General features: G+C 73.0%; 15 protein-coding genes. 9 read left to right on the top strand and 6 right to left on the bottom strand.

Going from position 1 to position 16217, the window contains the following annotated elements:
- Positions 1-113 precede the first annotated feature (113 nt).
- From tkt to pgl, 5 genes are all read left to right on the top strand, one after another.
- Entirely contained in the window at positions 114-2207 is a 2094-nt protein-coding gene (gene tkt, locus AB0J53_RS08325) for a transketolase (protein ID WP_364169975.1), read from the top strand.
- A 4-nt stretch (positions 2208-2211) separates the two neighbouring features.
- Positions 2212-3303 carry a transaldolase gene (tal, locus tag AB0J53_RS08320; protein WP_219509941.1) on the top strand — a complete coding sequence of 364 codons (1092 nt, stop codon included), beginning with the start codon at positions 2212-2214 and terminating at the stop codon, positions 3301-3303.
- 63 nt (positions 3304-3366) lie between these two features.
- Positions 3367-4968: a glucose-6-phosphate dehydrogenase gene (gene zwf, locus AB0J53_RS08315; RefSeq protein WP_246646029.1), complete on the top strand. Its 1602-nt coding sequence runs from the start codon at positions 3367-3369 to the stop codon at positions 4966-4968.
- Positions 4968-5873: a glucose-6-phosphate dehydrogenase assembly protein OpcA gene (locus tag AB0J53_RS08310; RefSeq protein WP_219509939.1), complete on the top strand. Its 906-nt coding sequence runs from the start codon at positions 4968-4970 to the stop codon at positions 5871-5873. Before zwf ends, AB0J53_RS08310 begins: the two co-directional genes overlap by 1 nt.
- Before the next feature lie 73 nt (positions 5874-5946).
- Positions 5947-6720 carry a 6-phosphogluconolactonase gene (gene pgl / locus AB0J53_RS08305; RefSeq protein ID WP_219509938.1) on the top strand — a complete coding sequence of 258 codons (774 nt, stop codon included), beginning with the start codon at positions 5947-5949 and terminating at the stop codon, positions 6718-6720.
- On the opposite strand, the gene add is transcribed toward pgl, so the two are convergent.
- Positions 6717-7733: an adenosine deaminase gene (add, locus tag AB0J53_RS08300; protein ID WP_364169970.1), complete on the bottom strand. Its 1017-nt coding sequence runs from the start codon at positions 7731-7733 to the stop codon at positions 6717-6719. The two genes, pgl and add, sit on opposite strands and share 4 nt — an antisense overlap.
- 94 nt (positions 7734-7827) lie before the next feature.
- On the opposite strand from add, the gene AB0J53_RS08295 reads away from it, so the two are divergent.
- The gene (locus AB0J53_RS08295) at positions 7828-8598 is read left to right on the top strand and encodes a methyltransferase domain-containing protein (RefSeq protein WP_364169967.1); all 771 of its coding nucleotides are present in this window, start codon (positions 7828-7830) and stop codon (positions 8596-8598) included.
- Between the two features lie 481 nt (positions 8599-9079).
- On the opposite strand, the gene AB0J53_RS08290 is transcribed toward AB0J53_RS08295, so the two are convergent.
- Positions 9080-9859, bottom strand: a complete 780-nt coding sequence (locus tag AB0J53_RS08290; protein WP_364169965.1) for a hypothetical protein — start codon at positions 9857-9859, stop codon at positions 9080-9082.
- A 71-nt stretch (positions 9860-9930) separates the two neighbouring features.
- On the opposite strand from AB0J53_RS08290, the gene AB0J53_RS08285 reads away from it, so the two are divergent.
- Entirely contained in the window at positions 9931-10482 is a 552-nt protein-coding gene (locus tag AB0J53_RS08285; RefSeq protein ID WP_364169962.1) for a Clp protease N-terminal domain-containing protein, read from the top strand.
- Here the strand turns inward: AB0J53_RS08285 and AB0J53_RS08280 are convergent.
- A complete protein-coding gene (locus tag AB0J53_RS08280) occupies positions 10474-11502 on the bottom strand; it encodes a GNAT family N-acetyltransferase (RefSeq protein WP_364169959.1) in 1029 nt (342 codons plus the stop codon). The two genes, AB0J53_RS08285 and AB0J53_RS08280, sit on opposite strands and share 9 nt — an antisense overlap.
- Before the next feature lie 109 nt (positions 11503-11611).
- On the opposite strand from AB0J53_RS08280, the gene AB0J53_RS08275 reads away from it, so the two are divergent.
- Both AB0J53_RS08275 and AB0J53_RS08270 read left to right on the top strand, forming a co-directional pair.
- Positions 11612-13003, top strand: coding sequence for an FAD-binding oxidoreductase (locus AB0J53_RS08275; RefSeq protein WP_364169956.1), 1392 nt, complete (start codon positions 11612-11614; stop codon positions 13001-13003).
- Positions 13004-13030: 27 nt separating this feature from the next.
- On the top strand, positions 13031-14641 hold the full coding sequence (locus AB0J53_RS08270; protein ID WP_364169954.1) for an amidohydrolase: 1611 nt from the start codon (positions 13031-13033) through the stop codon (positions 14639-14641).
- Between the two features lie 53 nt (positions 14642-14694).
- Here the strand turns inward: AB0J53_RS08270 and AB0J53_RS08265 are convergent, their stop codons facing one another.
- From AB0J53_RS08265 to tpiA, 3 genes are all read right to left on the bottom strand, one after another.
- On the bottom strand, positions 14695-15039 hold the full coding sequence (locus tag AB0J53_RS08265; RefSeq protein ID WP_090942943.1) for an RNA polymerase-binding protein RbpA: 345 nt from the start codon (positions 15037-15039) through the stop codon (positions 14695-14697).
- Between the two features lie 70 nt (positions 15040-15109).
- Positions 15110-15340 carry a preprotein translocase subunit SecG gene (gene secG / locus AB0J53_RS08260; RefSeq protein ID WP_049564200.1) on the bottom strand — a complete coding sequence of 77 codons (231 nt, stop codon included), beginning with the start codon at positions 15338-15340 and terminating at the stop codon, positions 15110-15112.
- Between the two features lie 99 nt (positions 15341-15439).
- Positions 15440-16216: a triose-phosphate isomerase gene (gene tpiA / locus AB0J53_RS08255; RefSeq protein WP_281427240.1), complete on the bottom strand. Its 777-nt coding sequence runs from the start codon at positions 16214-16216 to the stop codon at positions 15440-15442.
- Position 16217: the final 1 nt, after the last annotated feature.

Genomic DNA, 16217 nt, shown 5'->3' with positions numbered 1-16217 from the left:
TGGGAATCGATCTCCAGTCCCACTCGGTTAGGGTCCGGTGTGGGCGGGATACGCCAACCGGCACCACCAAGGACAACTAGATTCCGGAGACCGAGCACTTGAGCACCGAACTCGTGCCAGCCCTTGAATGGACCGACCTGGACAAGCAGGCGGTCGACGTCGTTCGAGCCCTGGCGATGGACGCTGTGGAGAAGGCGGGTTCGGGTCACCCCGGCACCGCGATGAGCCTGGCCCCCGCCGCCTACCTTCTGTTCCAGCGCACGATGCGGCACGACCCGACCGATCCCACGTGGCTCGGCCGTGACCGCTTCGTGCTGTCGGCCGGGCACACCAGCCTGACCCTTTACATCCAGCTCTACCTGTCCGGCTACGGCCTGACGCTCGACGACCTGCGGCGGCTGCGCCAGTGGGACAGCCTGACGCCCGGCCACCCGGAGCACGGGCACACCGCCGGCGTGGAGACCACGACCGGGCCGCTCGGCCAGGGCCTGGGCAACGCGGTCGGCATGGCGATGGCGGCACGCCGCGAGCGCGGCCTGTTCGACCCCGACGCCGAGCCGGGCCGCTCGCCGTTCGACCACCACATCTGGTGCATCGTCAGCGACGGCGACATCGAGGAGGGCATCAGCCACGAGGCGAGCTCCCTGGCCGGTCACCAGAAGCTGGGCAACCTCGTCGTCATCTACGACGACAACCAGATCTCCATCGAGGACGACACGCTCATCGCCAAGTCCGAGGACGTGGTCAAGCGCTACGAGGCCTACGGCTGGCACACGCTGAGCGTCGACTGGACCCAGTCGGGCGACTACGTGGAGGACGTGCAGGCGCTGCACGAGGCGCTGGAGGCGGCCAAGGCCGAGACCGACCGGCCGTCGTTCATCCGGCTGCGCACGATCATCGGCTGGCCCGCGCCCAACAAGCAGAACACCGGCAAGATCCACGGCTCGGCGCTGGGCGAGTCCGAGGTGGCCGCCACCAAGCAGGTCATGGGCATGGACCCGGCCAAGACGTTCGACGTCTCCGCCGAGGTGCTGGAGCACGCCCGCGAGGTGGCGCGGCGCGGCCGCGAGGCGCACGCCGAGTGGCAGCGCGGCTACGCCGCCTGGCGCGAGGCCAACCCGGAGCGGGCCGCCGAGCTCGACCGCATCTCCCGCCACGAGCTGCCCGCCGGCTGGGCCACGGCGCTGCCGGAGTTCGAGACCGGCGGCTCGATGGCCACCCGCAAGGCGTCGGGCGAGGTGCTGAGCGCGCTCGCGCCGGTGCTGCCGGAGCTGTGGGGCGGCTCGGCCGACCTGGCCGAGTCCAACAACACCACGATGAAGGGCGAGCCGTCCTTCATCCCGGAGGAATACCAGACCAAGGACTTCCCCGGTAACCGCTACGGCCGCACGCTGCACTTCGGCATCCGCGAGCACGCCATGGGCGCGATCCTCAACGGCATCGCGCTGCACGGCGGCACCCGCCCGTACGGCGGCACCTTCCTGGTGTTCTCCGACTACATGCGGCCCTCGGTGCGCCTGGCGGCGCTGATGAAGCTGCCGGTCACGTACGTGTGGACGCACGACTCCATCGGCCTGGGCGAGGACGGCCCGACCCACCAGCCGATCGAGCACCTGTGGTCGCTGCGCGCGATCCCCGGCCTCGACGTGGTGCGGCCCGCCGACGCCAACGAGACCGCCTACGCGTGGAAGACCGTGCTGGAGCACACCGACCGGCCCGCCGCGCTCGCGCTCACCCGGCAGAACCTGCCGGTGTACGAGGGCACCAGCGCCGACGGCGTGGCCCGGGGCGGCTACGTCCTGCGCGACGCCTCCGACGGCCAGCCGAAGGTCATCATCATCGCCACCGGCAGCGAGGTGCAGCAGGCCGTCGACGGCCGTGAGCTGCTGGAGGCCCAGGGCATCCCGACGCGCGTCGTGTCGATGCCGTGTGTCGAGTGGTTCAAGGGGCAGGACTCCGCATACAGGCAGACCGTCCTGCCCTCGTCGATCAGGGCCCGGGTCGCGGTCGAGGCGGGCATCGCCCTCGGCTGGCACGAGTTCGTCGGCGAGTGCGGCGAGGTCGTCAGCCTGGAGCACTTCGGTGCGTCCGCGCCGTACAAGACGCTGTACGAGCAGTTCGGGCTGACGGCGGAGCGCGTGGCTGCGGCGGCCAAGGCGAGCCTGGCCAAGCTGGGCCAGGACAAGGGCGAGACGACGGGAAACTGAGGACATGAGCGAGATCCTGAACAAGCTGTCCGGCCAGGGCGTGTCCATCTGGCTCGACGACATCAGCCGTGAGCGCCTGCGCAGCGGCAACCTGGAGGAGCTGATCCGGGACAAGAACGTGGTCGGCGTCACGTCCAACCCGACCATCTTCGCCGGCGCGCTCAGCAAGGGCGACGCCTACAACGCCCAGCTGCACGACCTGGCCGTGCGCGGCGTGGACGTGGGCGAGGCCGTGCGCGCGATCACCACCTACGACATCCGCTGGGCCGCCGACGTGCTGCGCCCGGTCTACGACGCCACGCAGGGCGTCGACGGGCGGGTGTCGCTGGAGGTCGACCCGCGCCTGGCCCGCGACACCGAGAAAACCGTCGCCGAGGCGCGGGCGCTGTGGTGGATGGTGGACCGGCCCAACCTGTTCATCAAGATCCCGGCCACGATGGAGGGCCTGCCCGCGATCACGCAGGCGATCGGCGAGGGCATCAGCGTCAACGTCACGCTGATCTTCTCGCTGCAGCGCTACCGCGCGGTCATGGACGCCTGGCTGGCGGGCCTGGAGGCGGCCCAGGCCAAGGGCCTCAACCTGGCCACGATCGAGTCGGTCGCCTCGTTCTTCGTCAGCCGCGTCGACACCGAGATCGACAACCGGCTCGACAAGCTCGGCAAGCCCGAGCTGAAGGGCAAGGCCGGCGTCGCCAACGCGCGCCTGGCCTACGCCGCCTTCGAGGAGGTCATGAACTCCGAGCGCTGGCAGCGCCTGCGCGCCGCCGGCGCCCGCCCGCAGCGCCCGCTGTGGGCCTCCACCGGGGTGAAGAACCCCGACTACTCCCCCACGATGTACGTCGACGAGCTGGTCGCGCCGGGCACCGTCAACACGATGCCGGAGAAGACGCTCGACGCGACCGCCGCGGGCGGCAACGTCACCGGCGACACCGTGCGCCCCTTCTACGAGCAGGCGTGGAACACCATGGCCGCGCTGAAGGAGGCGGGCGTCGACTACGACGACGTGGTGCGGGTGCTGGAGGAGGAGGGCGTGCAGAAGTTCGAGGCGTCCTGGAACGAGCTGCTCGAGAGTGTCAGCAAGAACCTGGTTCCGTGACGAAGGCGCCCCGCCGCGGGGAGGGCGGGCCCTCCCCGCGCGGCGCCTCACTGGAGGTTTGAGATGAGTGACCCGGCAGGGCCCCCGGAGGAGGCCGTCGCCGTGGCGGCGGCCGTGGCCGGCACGTCCACGACGCTGGAGGTGGCCGCCGCCAACCCGCTGCGGGACCCGCGTGACAAGCGGCTGCCGCGGGTGGCGGGGCCGTGCGTGATGGTGTTGTTCGGCGTGACCGGTGACCTGGCCAAACGCAAGCTGCTGCCGGCGATCTACGACCTGGGCAACCGGGGGCTGCTGCCGCCGGGCTTCTCCCTGGTCGGTTTCGCCCGGCGCGACTGGCAGGACCAGGATTTCGCCAAACTGACGCACGACGCCGTGAAGACCCATGCCCGCACGCCCTTCCGCGAGGAGGTCTGGAAGCAGATCCGCGAGGGGATCCACTTCGTGCCGGGCGAGTTCTCCGACGACGGCGCGTTCGACGCGCTGGCGATGGCGTTGAAGGAGATCGACGAGCTGCGGGGCACGGGCGGCAACTACGCCTTCTATCTGTCGGTGCCGCCGAAGTTCTTCCCCGTGGTCGTGGAGCAGCTCAAGCGCACCGGGCTGGCCGAGGCGCCCGACGGCTCGTGGCGGCGGGTGGTCATCGAGAAGCCGTTCGGCCACGACCTGCGCTCGGCGCACGAGCTGAACGAGATCACCACCTCCGCGTTCCCGGAGAGCTCGATCTTCCGGATCGACCACTACCTGGGCAAGGAGACGGTCCAGAACATCATGGCGCTGAGGTTCGCCAACAACCTCTACGAGCCGATCTGGAACCGCAGCTTCGTCGACCACGTGCAGATCACCATGGCCGAGGACATCGGCATCGGCGGCCGGGCCGGCTACTACGACGGCATCGGCGCCGCCCGCGACGTGATCCAGAACCACCTGCTCCAGCTTCTGGCCCTGGTGGCGATGGAGGACCCGACCTCGTTCGAGGCGTCCTCGCTGCGCCGCGAGAAGGAGAAGGTGCTCAAGGCCGTGCGGCTGCCCGCCGACCTGGCCGCCAACACCGCGCGCGGCCAGTACGCGGCGGGCTGGCAGGGCGGCGAGAAGGTCGTCGGCTACCTGGAGGAGGAGGGCATCTCCAAGAGGTCCACCACCGAGACGTACGCGGCGGTCAAGCTGGAGATCGCCAACCGGCGGTGGGCGGGCGTGCCGTTCTACCTGCGCACCGGCAAGCGGCTGGGCCGCCGGGTCACCGAGGTGGCCGTGGTGTTCCAGAAGGCGCCGCACCTGCCGTTCAGCGCCGACGACACCGAGATCCTCGGCCACAACGCGCTGGTCGTGCGGGTGCAGCCGGACGAGGGCATCACGGTCAGGTTCGGCTCGAAGGTGCCGGGCACGGCGATGGAGGTGCGCGACGTGTCCATGGACTTCGCCTACGGCGAGTCGTTCCTGGAGTCGTCGCCCGAGGCGTACGAGCGGCTGCTGCTCGACGTGATGATCGGCGACCCGCCGCTCTTCCCGCACCAGCGGGAGGTCGAGCTGTCGTGGAAGATCCTCGACCCGATCGAGGAGTTCTGGGCCACCCAGGGCCAGCCGGAGCCGTACCCGTCGGGATCGTGGGGGCCGCCCGCGGCCGACGCGATGATGGCCCGTGACGGGCGCGTCTGGAGGAGACTCTAGTGACCACGTTCATGCTGGCCGACACGACGGCGGGCAAGATCTCGGCGCAGCTCACGCAGTTGCGCCACCAGATGGGCGCGCCCGCGATCGGCATGGTGCTGACGCTGGTCGTGGTGTGCGAGGAGCGCGACCAGTACGACTCGCTGCGGGCCGCCACCGAGGCCGCCCGCGAGCACCCGTCGCGCATCCTCGTGGTGATCAACCGGGAGACCGACGAGGCCAACCGGCTGGACGCCGAGCTGCGCATCGGCGAGTCGGCGCCGGGCGAGACCGTGGTGCTGCGCCTGTACGGCGAGCTGACCGAGCACGCCGACTCGGTCGTCAGCCCGCTGCTGCTGCCCGACACGCCCGTGGTGGCGTGGTGGCCGAGCCGCGCCCCTGACGTGCCGTCGGCCGACTCGATCGGCGTGCTGGCCCAGCGGCGGCTGACCGACGCCAAGAACGCCGACGACGGCGTCGCGTCCCTGGTGACGCGGGCCAAGGGCTACGCGCCGGGCGACACCGACCTGTCGTGGGCGCGGCTGACGCCGTGGCGCAGCCTGCTGGCCGCCGCGTTCGACCAGCCCGTGGGCCGGGTGCACGGCGGCGTCGTGGAGGCGTCGGCGGGCAACCCGAGCGCGCCGCTGCTGGCGTCGTGGCTGTCGGAGCGGCTCGGCGCCGAGATGGACGTGGCCGACTCGGGCGGGCCCGGCCTGACCGCCGTACGGCTCGCCACCGACGAGGGCGAGCTGTCGGTGGTGCGCACCGACGCCCGCCTGGCCACGCTGTCGCGTCCCGGCCAGCCCGACCGCAACGTGGCGCTGGCCCGCAGGCACCTGTCGGAGCTGCTGGCCGAGGAGCTGCGCCGGCTCGACACCGACGAGATCTACGGGGCCGCCGTCAAGCGCCTGGCCCGCCTCCGCTAGACCGCACGACTCCCCGTGCCCGGGCGCCCCCGAGGTGCCCGGGCACGGCCGTATCCATGAAAGGGTGGCGCTCGTGAGCGTTCCCACTGTTGTTGTGCACCGCGACGCCGACGTGCTGGCCAAGGCCGTGGCGGCGCGGATCATCACCCGGCTCGTCGACGCCCAGTCCGCCAAGGGCTCGGCCTCGCTGGTGCTGACCGGCGGCACCGTCGGCATCGCCACGCTGGCGGCGATCCGTGACACTCCGGCGCGTGACGCCGTCGACTGGCGCCGCCTGGACATCTGGTGGGGCGACGAGCGCTTCCTGCCGGCCGGCGACCCGGAGCGCAACGAGACCGGCGCCCGGCAGGCGCTGCTCGACCACGTCGACCTCGACCCCGCGCGGGTGCACGTCATGCTGGGCCCCGACTCGGGGCTGTCGGCGGAGGAGTCGGCCGACGCCTACGCCACGGAGCTGGCCAAGGCCGCCCGGCCGGAGGACCACGGCGCGGCGCCCGCCTTCGACGTGCTGCTGCTCGGCATGGGGCCCGACGCGCACGTGGCGTCGCTGTTCCCCGGCATGCCGGCGCTCTACGACACCCGCGCGGCGGTCGCGGTGCACGGCGCGCCCAAGCCGCCGCCCACGCGCATCTCGCTGACGCTCCCGGTCATCCAGGGGGCGCGTGAGGTGTGGGTGGTCGCGGCCGGCGAGGAGAAGTCGGGCGCGGTCCGGCTGGCGCTGTCGGAGTCGGGGCCCGTCCAGGTCCCGGCGGCCGGGGCGCGCGGCCGGGGCGGCACGCTGTTCCTGCTGGACCGGGCGGCCGCGGGCAAGATCCCGCCCGGCCTGGGCCGCATCGCCTCGCCCTAACGGGCCACCAGGGCGTCGATCTCGCCGAGGAGCGCCTGCTTGCGCTCCTGCGGCAGGTAGCTGGCCCGCACGCCGTTGCGGGCCAGCTCGGCGAGGTCCGCCTCCGCCAGGCCGAAGACGCGGGCCGCGACGCGATACTCGTCGGCCAGCGTGGTGGCGAACATGGGCGGGTCGTCGCTGTTGAGCGTGACGAACAGGCCCTCCTCCAGCATGCGCGGCAGCGGGTGGTCCTCGATGCGGGTGACCTGGCCGGTGCACACGTTCGAGGTGGGGCAGACGTCCAGCGGGAGCTGCGTCTCGCGCAGGTGGTCCACCAGGCGCGGATCGGCGAGGCAGGCGATGCCGTGGCCGATCCGCTCGGCGCCGAGCCCCTCGATGACCTCCCACACGGTCTCCGGGCCGGTCATCTCGCCGCCGTGCGGCACGCTGTGCAGCCCGGCCGCCCGGGCCGCGGCGAACGCGTCACGGTAGGCGTCGCGGTGGGGCGCGCGGCTCTGCTCGATCCCGCCCAGCCCGAAACCTACCAAAGCAGCGGGAGGTTCCTGGAGCGCGTGGTCGAGGGTGACCTTGGCCGCCTCCTCCCCGAACTCGCCCGGGATGTCGAAGATGTAGGCCATCTCCACCCCGTGCTCGACGGGCGCCCGCCGGGCGGCGAGGTCCAGCGCCTCGGTGACCTCGCGGGCCGGCATGCCGACGACATGATGGGCGTACGGGGTGACCTGCAGCTCGGCGTAGCGCCCGCCCTGCGCCGCCAGGTCGCGGGCCAGGCCGAGCACGAGCGTGGCGATGTCCTCCGGCTCCCGGACCAGGGCGTTGACCGCGCCGTACACCTGGGCGAAGTGCGGGAAGTCGCGGAAGGTGTAGAAGGCGCGCAGCTCCTCCTCGCTGGTCGGCACCGGGCTGCCGGGGTGGCGGCGTGACAGCTCCAGCACCGTGTCGACGGAGGCCGAGCCGATCAGGTGGACGTGCAGTTCGACCTTGGGCAGTGCGTCGATGAACGCGTCAGGACTCATGCGGACGACCCTAGGCCGCGCCCCGGCCTCGCCTCCAGGCTTACGGGGCGAATATCACATGGATGTGTAAAGTTTTGGCGTTATGCTGTCCGGGGTGACCGATCCCGAAGCTTACGAGCGCGGATTCGCCCGGCTCAGCGCCCACACCGTCGGCCCGCTCCTCGACCGGGCGGGCGTCCCCACCGGCCCGGCCGAGCGGCGGGCCGGGGTGCGGGTGCTCGACGCGGGGTGCGGGAGCGGCGTCGTGACGGCCGGGGCGCTGGCGCGCGGGGCCCGCGTGACCGCCTTCGACGCCGACGCCGCGATGGCCGGGCTGGCCGCGCGCCGCCATCGGGAGGCGGAGGTGGTGGTGGCGGCGCTGCCGTCGCTGCCCTTCCGGGACGGGACATTCGACGCCGTAGCCGGAAATTTCATCATCAACCACGCGCCCGACACCGCCGCCGCGCTCCTGGAGCTGCGCCGCGTCGCCCGGCCCGGCGCGGGCGTGGCGCTGACCTGGTGGGAGCCGTCCGAGATGACCGCCACCGGCGTCATCGCCGCCGCCGTCGAAGCCGCCGGCCACCCCTTCGCGTTCCCGCCCCGGCCCCTCGCCGCCGCCGCCGACCCCGGCCGCTTCGCCACGCTCATGCGCCGGGCGGGCTTCACCCGCGTCGCCGTCGACACCCTCCGCTGGCGCCACCCGTTCGACCCGGACGCCTGGCTCGCCGACGTCGTCGCCGCCGGCGGCCCCCGCTTCGGCCCCATCGCCGCCCAGCCCGCCGCCGTCCAGGCCCGCATCCGCGCCGCCTACCACCACCTGGCCGCCCCGTACATCCTGGACGGCTTCCCCGTAACCGCCCACCTGGCCCACGCCACCACCCCCTGACCCCTCACCCAACGCCCCTTCCTGGGCCCACGCCCCGGCCCCCACCCGCCACCCTTGTGCACTGCACCCGGCACCCGGCACCCGGCACCCGTCACCCGGCACCCGAGGATCGCGCGGCCCGCCGGGACGGTCCTCTTCGGAGGATGGCGGCCTGCCCTGCCTCCACGCCCCCCTCCGAAGACCCGCCGAACGCACGCGAGCTACCTCGCCCCGCCCCCGCGGCCACCTCCCGCGGACCTCACGGCAGGCACGCAACCGCCCCCTCCGGAGGTTCGCGAGGCCTCCCCCTGCGGCCACCCTTGGTGTTTCGCCAGGGACGGGGGCGGCGCCGTAGGACGGGGCCGTTGAGCAAGGGCGTTCGGGCGGCCGTGGGCGGCGGCGGTGGGGCCGCTGTGGGCGGGGGTCGTGGGGCCGCTGTGGGCGGGGGTCGTGGGGCCGCTGTGGGCGGGGGTCGTGGGGCGGCTGTGGGCGGGAAGTGCGGTCAGGTGTGGTCGGGGAGGCGTTGGCGGGCGTGGCGTTCTTCGCGGCGGGTGACTTCGAGGCGCTGGGCCGTCTCGGCGAGGCGTTTGCGGGCCTTGGTGAGCTTCGCCTCCAGGCGGGCGACCTTGTCGGCCCGTTCGGCGTGGTCCCGCTCGGCCTCCTCCAGGGCCTGGCTCCACTCCCGGTGGGCCGCCTCGGCCTCCTCGCGCTCCCTGGCCTTCCTGGCCTCGGTCTCGGCCCGGCGGCGCGCGGCGTCGGCGTCGGCCGTCTCGTCCGCCTGGGTGCCGGGTTTGCGGCGGCGGCCAGGGGGGCGGCCGGCGGGGGCGGGCGCCGGGGCGAAGCCGCTGTAGCGCAGCGGCTTGGCGAGCCGGCCGCGCCGCACCTCGTCGGCGGCTCCGGCGTCCACGACGGCGGCGTCGAGCGTCTGGTCCACCTCGGTGGCGGCGGCGGGCGACAGCTCGTCGCGGACCAGCCCGGCGACCCGCCCGGTGACCTCGCCGCGCCGCCGGGTCAGCTCGGCGAGCGCGTCGGCGTCGTGCGCCTGCCAGGCGTCGCGCAGCTCCTGGCCGAGCTCCAGCAGCTCCTCCAGGGCGTCGGGGTGCTCGCGGGAGATCCGGTTGACGGCCCACGCCGACACCGTGGGCTTGCGCAGCTTGCCGATCTCCCGGGCCAGCGCGGCGTCGCCCGCGTCCTTGGCCGCGCGGGCCTCGGCGGTGCGGGCGGCGGTGAAGTCGGCGGGCGCGAGCCCGTACAGCCTGCCGGTGACCTCCTCGAGATCCACACAAGGGGGATACCCCGCCCGGGCTGGTTCCTAGCGCATAGTGGAGGCAGCCCACTCGAACGGAGGCCCCCGTGTTCGAGCGCTTCACCGAGAGCAGCCGCCAGGTCGTCGTCCTCGCCCGGGAGGAGGCGCGGGCGATGCGTCACGGCGCCATCGGCACCGGGCATCTCCTGCTGGGGCTCGTCCGGGAGGGCGAGGGCCCGGCGGCGCGGGTGCTGGCCGAGTGCGGCGTGTCGCTGGAGGACGTGCGGGCCTGCGTGGAGGCCGAGGAGCCGCGTCAGGACCGGGCCGGGCACGCGCCGTTCACGGCCCGGGCGAAGAGGGTGCTGGAGCTGTCGCTGCGTGAGGCGCTGGAGCGGCGGCACGACTTCATCGGCACCGGGCACGTCCTGCTCGGGCTGCTGCGCGACGGCGACGCGCCGGTGCTCCGCGCGCTGGCCGCCGCGGGCGCCGACCCGGACGAGGTACGGCAGCGCGTGCTGGAAGAGGTGGGGCGCCGGGAGCCGCCCGGCGACGCGTCGCCGGTGAGCGCCCCGGAGCTGGCCGGGCGGCTGGCCCGCATCGAGGAGAGCCTGGAGCGCATCGAACGCCATCTCGGCATCCGGCGGACCGGCTCAGACTGACGCCAGCGCCCCCACGGCCAGCCTGGCCTCCACCACGGCGGGGTCCTCGGTGCGGGAGAGCGTGGCGCCGAGGCCGAGCATCAGCCGGCGCATGCGCGCGTTGTCGGCCAGCATCCCGGCCCTGACCTCGGCGTAACCCAGGTCGCGCGCGGCGCACACCAGCGCCCTGGCCAGGGCCGTGCCCAGGCCGCGCCCCTGCCAGCGGTCCTCGACGAGCAGCGCGAGCTCGGCGATGCCGGGGTCGGCGGTGAACATCAGGCTGGCCAGCGCGACCACCTGCCCGTCGTCGGCCGCCACCACGGAGTGGCCGCGGGCGCGGTCGCAGAGCCGGTCGAACACGCGCGGCGGCAGCTCGGGCATCGAGGTGAAGTAGCGGAACCTGCGCGTCTCGGGCGAGCACCTGTCGTGCAGGTCGCGTACGGCCTCGCGGTAGAGGGAGGTGAGGGGGCGGACGGCGATCTCGGCGCCGTCGGCGAGCCTGACGGGACGCTCGGCCGGCTTGCCGTCGAGACCGGCCGACGGCTGGACGAGCCGGGCGAACGCGGCGGCCCTGGCGGCCTCGGTCAGCGTGAAGGGCAGCCCGGCGCGGCGCAGCCGGACCGACCGCCGGGCGGCGACGGGCACCACGAGCCGGGTCGGGTCGGGCAGGTCGTTCGCGGGCTCGCCGTAGATCCACCGGGCGTCGTCGGCGCGCAGCAGCTCGGCGAGCAGCTCGGGCAGCCGCCAGGGCGCGGCCCGCAGCCGGGAGGCCAGCAGCAGCGCCCGGGTGGGCTCGTCGGTCAGCTCGTGGGCGGTGGCGGCGACGACCCGGACGCGGCGCCCGCCCGCCGCCTCCAGGGCCTCGCGCACGTTCTCGGGGGTGGCCGGGATGTCGGCGACGAACTCGTCGACGGTGCCGTCGACGTCGGGTTGTACGCTCAGGCCGAGGATGTTGCCGCCCCGGGCGGCCAGGGCGGCGGCGAGCGAGGCGAGCCGTCCCGGGCGTTCGTCGACCGTGGTGCGGATGCGCAGGAGTCCCATACGAAGAAGGATGCGGGGTCGCTGTTACGTGGCCGCTAACGTCGTGTTTCCATCACGGAATTCGTGGCGAGATGCGACACCTTCTCCGGATATAGCAGGATATGGCCCCATGAGCGTGCATGTTCCCCTGTCGTCCGGGTTCGTCAATGGCGACGTGTCCTTCTGGTACCGCTCCTCGGGCGTTCCCGCCCCCGGTCCCAGGCTCGACGGCGACCGCGAGGCGGACGTCGTCATCGTCGGCGCCGGCTACACGGGGCTGTGGACGGCCTACTACCTCAAGCGGGCCCGCCCGTCGCTCGACGTGGTGGTGCTGGAGCAGGAGTTCGCCGGGTTCGGCGCCTCGGGCCGCAACGGCGGCTGGCTGACGGGCGACCTGGCGGGCTCGCACGCGCGCTACGCCCGCACCCACGGCCGCGACGCCGCCCGGCGGCTGCAGCGGGAGATGTTCTCCTCGGTCGACGAGGTCATCGCGGTGTGCGAGAAGGAGGGCATCGACGCCGACATCGTCAAGGGCGGCGTCGTCAACGTGGCCCGCTCCACCGCGCAGGCAGCCCGGCTGCGCGCCTCGGTGGCCGAGTCCCGCGCCTGGGGCATCACCGAGGAGGACCTGCGCCTGGTCGACCCGGACGCCCACCTCAGGGTGGCGGGGGCCGTGAGCGCCACCTGGAGCCCGCACTGCGCGCGCATCCAGCCCGCCAAGCTGGCCCAGGGCCTGGCCCGGGTGGTGCGCGACCTCGGCGTGACGATCTACGAGCGCACGCCCGTCACCCGCATCGCGCCGCACCGGGCGGAGACGCCGTACGGGACCGTGCGGGCCGGGCACGTGCTCCGCGCCACCGAGGGGTTCACCGCGCGGATGGAGGGACTGCGGCGGCAGTGGCTGCCGATGAACAGCTCGATGATCGTCACCGAGCCGCTGCCGGCGTCGTTCTGGGAGTCGGTCGGCTGGGGCGGCGCGGAACTGCTCGGCGACCTGGCCCACTACTACATGTACGCCCAGCGCACCGCCGACGACCGCATCGCGTTCGGCGGGCGCGGCCGGCCCTACCTGTACGGCTCCCGCGTCGACGCCCGCGGCCACACGCACGAGTGGACCGTCGAGGCGCTGTGGGACCTGCTGGTCGACTTCTTCCCGGCGGCCCGCTCGTCCTCCGTCGCGCATGCCTGGTCGGGCGTGCTGGCGGTGCCGCGCGACTGGTGCTCGACCGTCCACGTGGACCCGGCGACCGGGCTCGGCTGGGCGGGCGGCTACACCGGCCACGGCGTCACCACCACGAACCTGGCCGGCCGGACCCTGCGCGACCTGGTGCTGGGCGAGGAGACGGAGCTGACGGCGCTGCCGTGGGTGGGGCGCAAGGTGCGCGCGTGGGAGCCCGAGCCGCTGCGCTGGCTGGGCGTGCACAGCATGTACCGCCTCTACCGGATGGCCGACCAGCGGGAGCGGTCGATGCCGCGCACCTCGGTCCTGGCCCGCTTCGCCGACCTGATCACCGGTCACTGACCATCCCTGCCAGATAGGAGATCATCCATGAGCGTGCTGTTCCGGGGCGGGCGCGTGTTCACCGCGACGGGCGCCTTCGCCGAGGCGGTGCTGGTGCGCGACGGCGTCGTGGCGGCCGTGGGCACCGAACGGGAGCTGGCCCGGCTGGCGCCCTCCCACGAGACGGTGGACCTCGGCGGCGGCCTGCTGGTGCCGGGCTTCACCGACGCCCACCTGCACCCGGTGCAGGCGGGCCTGGAACGCGCCAGGTGCGACCTGGCCGAGGTGTTCGGGCTGGACGCCTACCTCGCGGCAGTCCGCACGTATGCCGCCGCCAACCCCGGCAAGGAGTGGATCGACGGCGGCGGCTGGGACATGTCGGCGTTCCCGGGCGGGCTGCCCCGCAGGGAGCAGCTCGACTTCCTGGACCGGCCCGCCTACCTGATCCAGCGCGACCACCACGCCGCCTGGGTCAACAGCCGGGCGCTGGAGCTGGCCGGGATCACCCGCGACACGCCCGACCCGGCCGACGGGCGGATCGAGCGCGACCCCGACGGCACCCCGACGGGCGTGCTGCACGAGGGCGCGATGGACCTGGTGGGCCTGCTCACGCCCCGCCCGACGGCCGCCGACCTGGACGCCGCGCTGGCCGAGGCGGAGGCGCACCTGTTCTCGCTGGGCATCACCGGCTGGCAGGACGCCATCGTGGGCTCGTACGCGGGCTCCGACGACCAGTTGCCCACCTACCTGTCGGCGGCCCGCTCAGGGCGGCTACGGGCCCGCGTGGTGGGCGCCCTGTGGTGGGACAGGACCCGCGGCCTGGACCAGATCGAGAGCCTGGTGGAGCGCCGGGCGTCGGCCGAGGGCCTGGACCGGTTCGCGGCCGGCTCGGTCAAGATCATGCAGGACGGCATTACGGAGAACTTCACCGCCGCCACCCTGGAGCCCTACTGCCGCTGCGGCGGGACGGGGCTGTCGTACGTGGACCCGGTCAAGCTGAAGGAGTACGTGGCCGAGCTGGACCGGCTGGGCTTCCAGGTGCACTTCCACGCGATCGGCGAGCGGGCGGTGCGCGAGGCGCTCGACAGCTTCGAGGGCACCGATCCGGCCAACCGTCACCACATCGCGCACCTGCAGATCATCGAGCCGTCGGACGTGCCGCGCTTCGCCGCGCTGGGCGTCACGGCCAACCTGCAGCCGCTGTGGGCCACCCATCACGCGCAGATGGACGAGCTGACGCTGCCGTTCCTGGGCGAGCCGCGCTCGTCGTGGCAGTACCCGTTCGCGGACCTGCTGGCGCACGGCACCCGGTTCTGCGCGGGCAGCGACTGGCCGGTGTCGGACGCCGACCCGCTGCAGGGCATGCACGTGGCCGTCAACCGGACCGAGCCGGGCGGTTCGGTGCACGCGGGCTACCCGACGGCGCAGACGCCGTTCCTGCCCGCCCAGCGCATCGACCTGGCGACCGCGCTGACCGCGTACACGGCGGGCTCGGCGTGGATCAACCGCTCGCCCGCCGGGGTGATCGAGCCGGGCCGCCCGGCCGACCTGGTGGTGCTCGACCGCGACCCGTTCACGCTGCCCGAGAAGGACATCTGGACGACGCGGGTGCGGATGACGTTCGTCGACGGCGTCGCCGTCCACGAACAACGGGCCTGAACGACGAAAGGGCCCCGGCGGGAGAACCGCCGGGGCCCTTTCACGTCAGCCCGCTACCAAGGGGACTTGTTGTTGCGCAGGCGCTCCAGCGCTTCCTCGAGGATCGCCTTGCCGTCCTTGTCGCTCCGGCGCTCCTTCACGTAGGCCAGATGCGTCTTGTACGGCTCGTTCTTCGGCGGAGCAGGCGGGGCCTCCTCGTCCTGGCCGGCCGGGAGGCCGCAACGCGGGCAGTCCCACAGCTCGGGGACCGCCGCGTCGCTGGCGAAGCTGGGGCGCGTCTCATGCATGTTGGCGCACCAGAACGAGACCCGCACTCTCGGAGCTGCCTCGCCGCGCTCGGCCTCCCCCATAGGGCCGGCGCCGACACGGCTGCCACGGATCGCGTTGCCACTACCCACGGATGAACTCCTCGCTCGATCGCCCCGTGTGACACGGGGGGAGAATCACTGTCACGCGTTGTCGTTTGCCTCAGGGCCTGACGAGCAGACCCAGAGCGATGATGCAGACGAACCAGACGACGCCCGTGATGACGGTGAGCCGGTCGAGGTTGCGCTCCACCACCGAGGAACCACCGAAGTTCGACGAGAAACCGCCGCCGAACATGTCAGACAGGCCGCCACCCTTGCCCTTGTGGAGCAGGACGAGCAAGATCATGAGCAGGCTCGTCAGGATGAGGGCGATGGAGATTCCGAGTTCCACGGTATGCCTGTTCCTTCAATGGTCTGGTACGCGTGACGATTCAAACTTGCCTCTTGAGGGTACGGCCTCGTGTCAAGTCGCACCCCCAGAACGGCTGAGTTAGCCGGGCATATCGGTGAAACGGCAGATCTTCACGAACTCCGCGGCGTCGATGCTGGCCCCTCCCACGAGGGCGCCGTCGACATCCGGCTGAGCCATGATCCCTGCGATGTTTCCCGACTTGACCGAGCCACCGTAAAGGATACGGACCGCCGAGGCCACTTCGGGGTTGTAGAGCTCCGCGAGTCGCACCCGCAGCGCCCCGCAGACCTCCTGGGCGTCCTCGGGGGTGGCCACCTCGCCGGTGCCGATCGCCCACACCGGCTCGTAGGCCACCACCATCGATTGTGCCTGCTCGGCGGAGACCTTGCGCAGGGCTCCGTCGAGCTGGGCCAGCGTGTGGGCGATGTGACCGCCCGCCTGGCGCACCTCCAGGCCCTCGCCCACGCACAGGATCGGCGTCAGCGAGTGGCGCAGCGCGGCCAGCACCTTGGCGTTGACCAGGTCGTCGTCCTCGTGGTGGTACTGCCGCCGCTCGGAGTGGCCGACGGCGACGAACGTGCACCCCAGCTTGGCGAGCATCACGCCCGACACCTCACCGGTGTAGGCGCCCGCGTCGTGCGGGGACAGGTCCTGGCCGCCGTGCACGATGCGCAGCTTGTCGCCGTCGATGAGCGTCTGCACGCTGCGCAGGTCGGTGAACGGGGGCAGGACGGCCACCTCGACGCGGTCGAAGTCCTTGTCGCCGAGCGCGAAGGCCAGCTTCTGGACCAGCGCGATCGCCTCGAGGTGGTTGAGGTTCATCTTCCAGTTGCCGGCGATGAGCGGCTTTCTCAAG

Source organism: Nonomuraea sp. NPDC049725 (assembly GCF_040674795.1).
Classification (GTDB): Bacteria; Actinomycetota; Actinomycetes; order Streptosporangiales; family Streptosporangiaceae; genus Nonomuraea; species Nonomuraea ceibae.
The sequence above is the reverse complement of the archived record's forward strand: the minus strand, read 5'-3'. Positions and strand labels throughout refer to the sequence as shown.

What these genes read in the sequence shown, in the direction of transcription:
- tal (WP_219509941.1), top strand. Translation starts at nt 2,212, where the DNA reads ATGAGCGAGATCCTGAACAAGCTGTCCGGCCAGGGCGTGTCCATCTGG.
- zwf (WP_246646029.1), top strand. Translation starts at nt 3,367, where the DNA reads ATGAGTGACCCGGCAGGGCCCCCGGAGGAGGCCGTCGCCGTGGCGGCG.
- add (WP_364169970.1), bottom strand. Translation starts at nt 7,733, where the DNA reads ATGAGTCCTGACGCGTTCATCGACGCACTGCCCAAGGTCGAACTGCAC.
- AB0J53_RS08280 (WP_364169959.1), bottom strand. Translation starts at nt 11,502, where the DNA reads ATGGGACTCCTGCGCATCCGCACCACGGTCGACGAACGCCCGGGACGG.
- AB0J53_RS08275 (WP_364169956.1), top strand. Translation starts at nt 11,612, where the DNA reads ATGAGCGTGCATGTTCCCCTGTCGTCCGGGTTCGTCAATGGCGACGTG.
- AB0J53_RS08270 (WP_364169954.1), top strand. Translation starts at nt 13,031, where the DNA reads ATGAGCGTGCTGTTCCGGGGCGGGCGCGTGTTCACCGCGACGGGCGCC.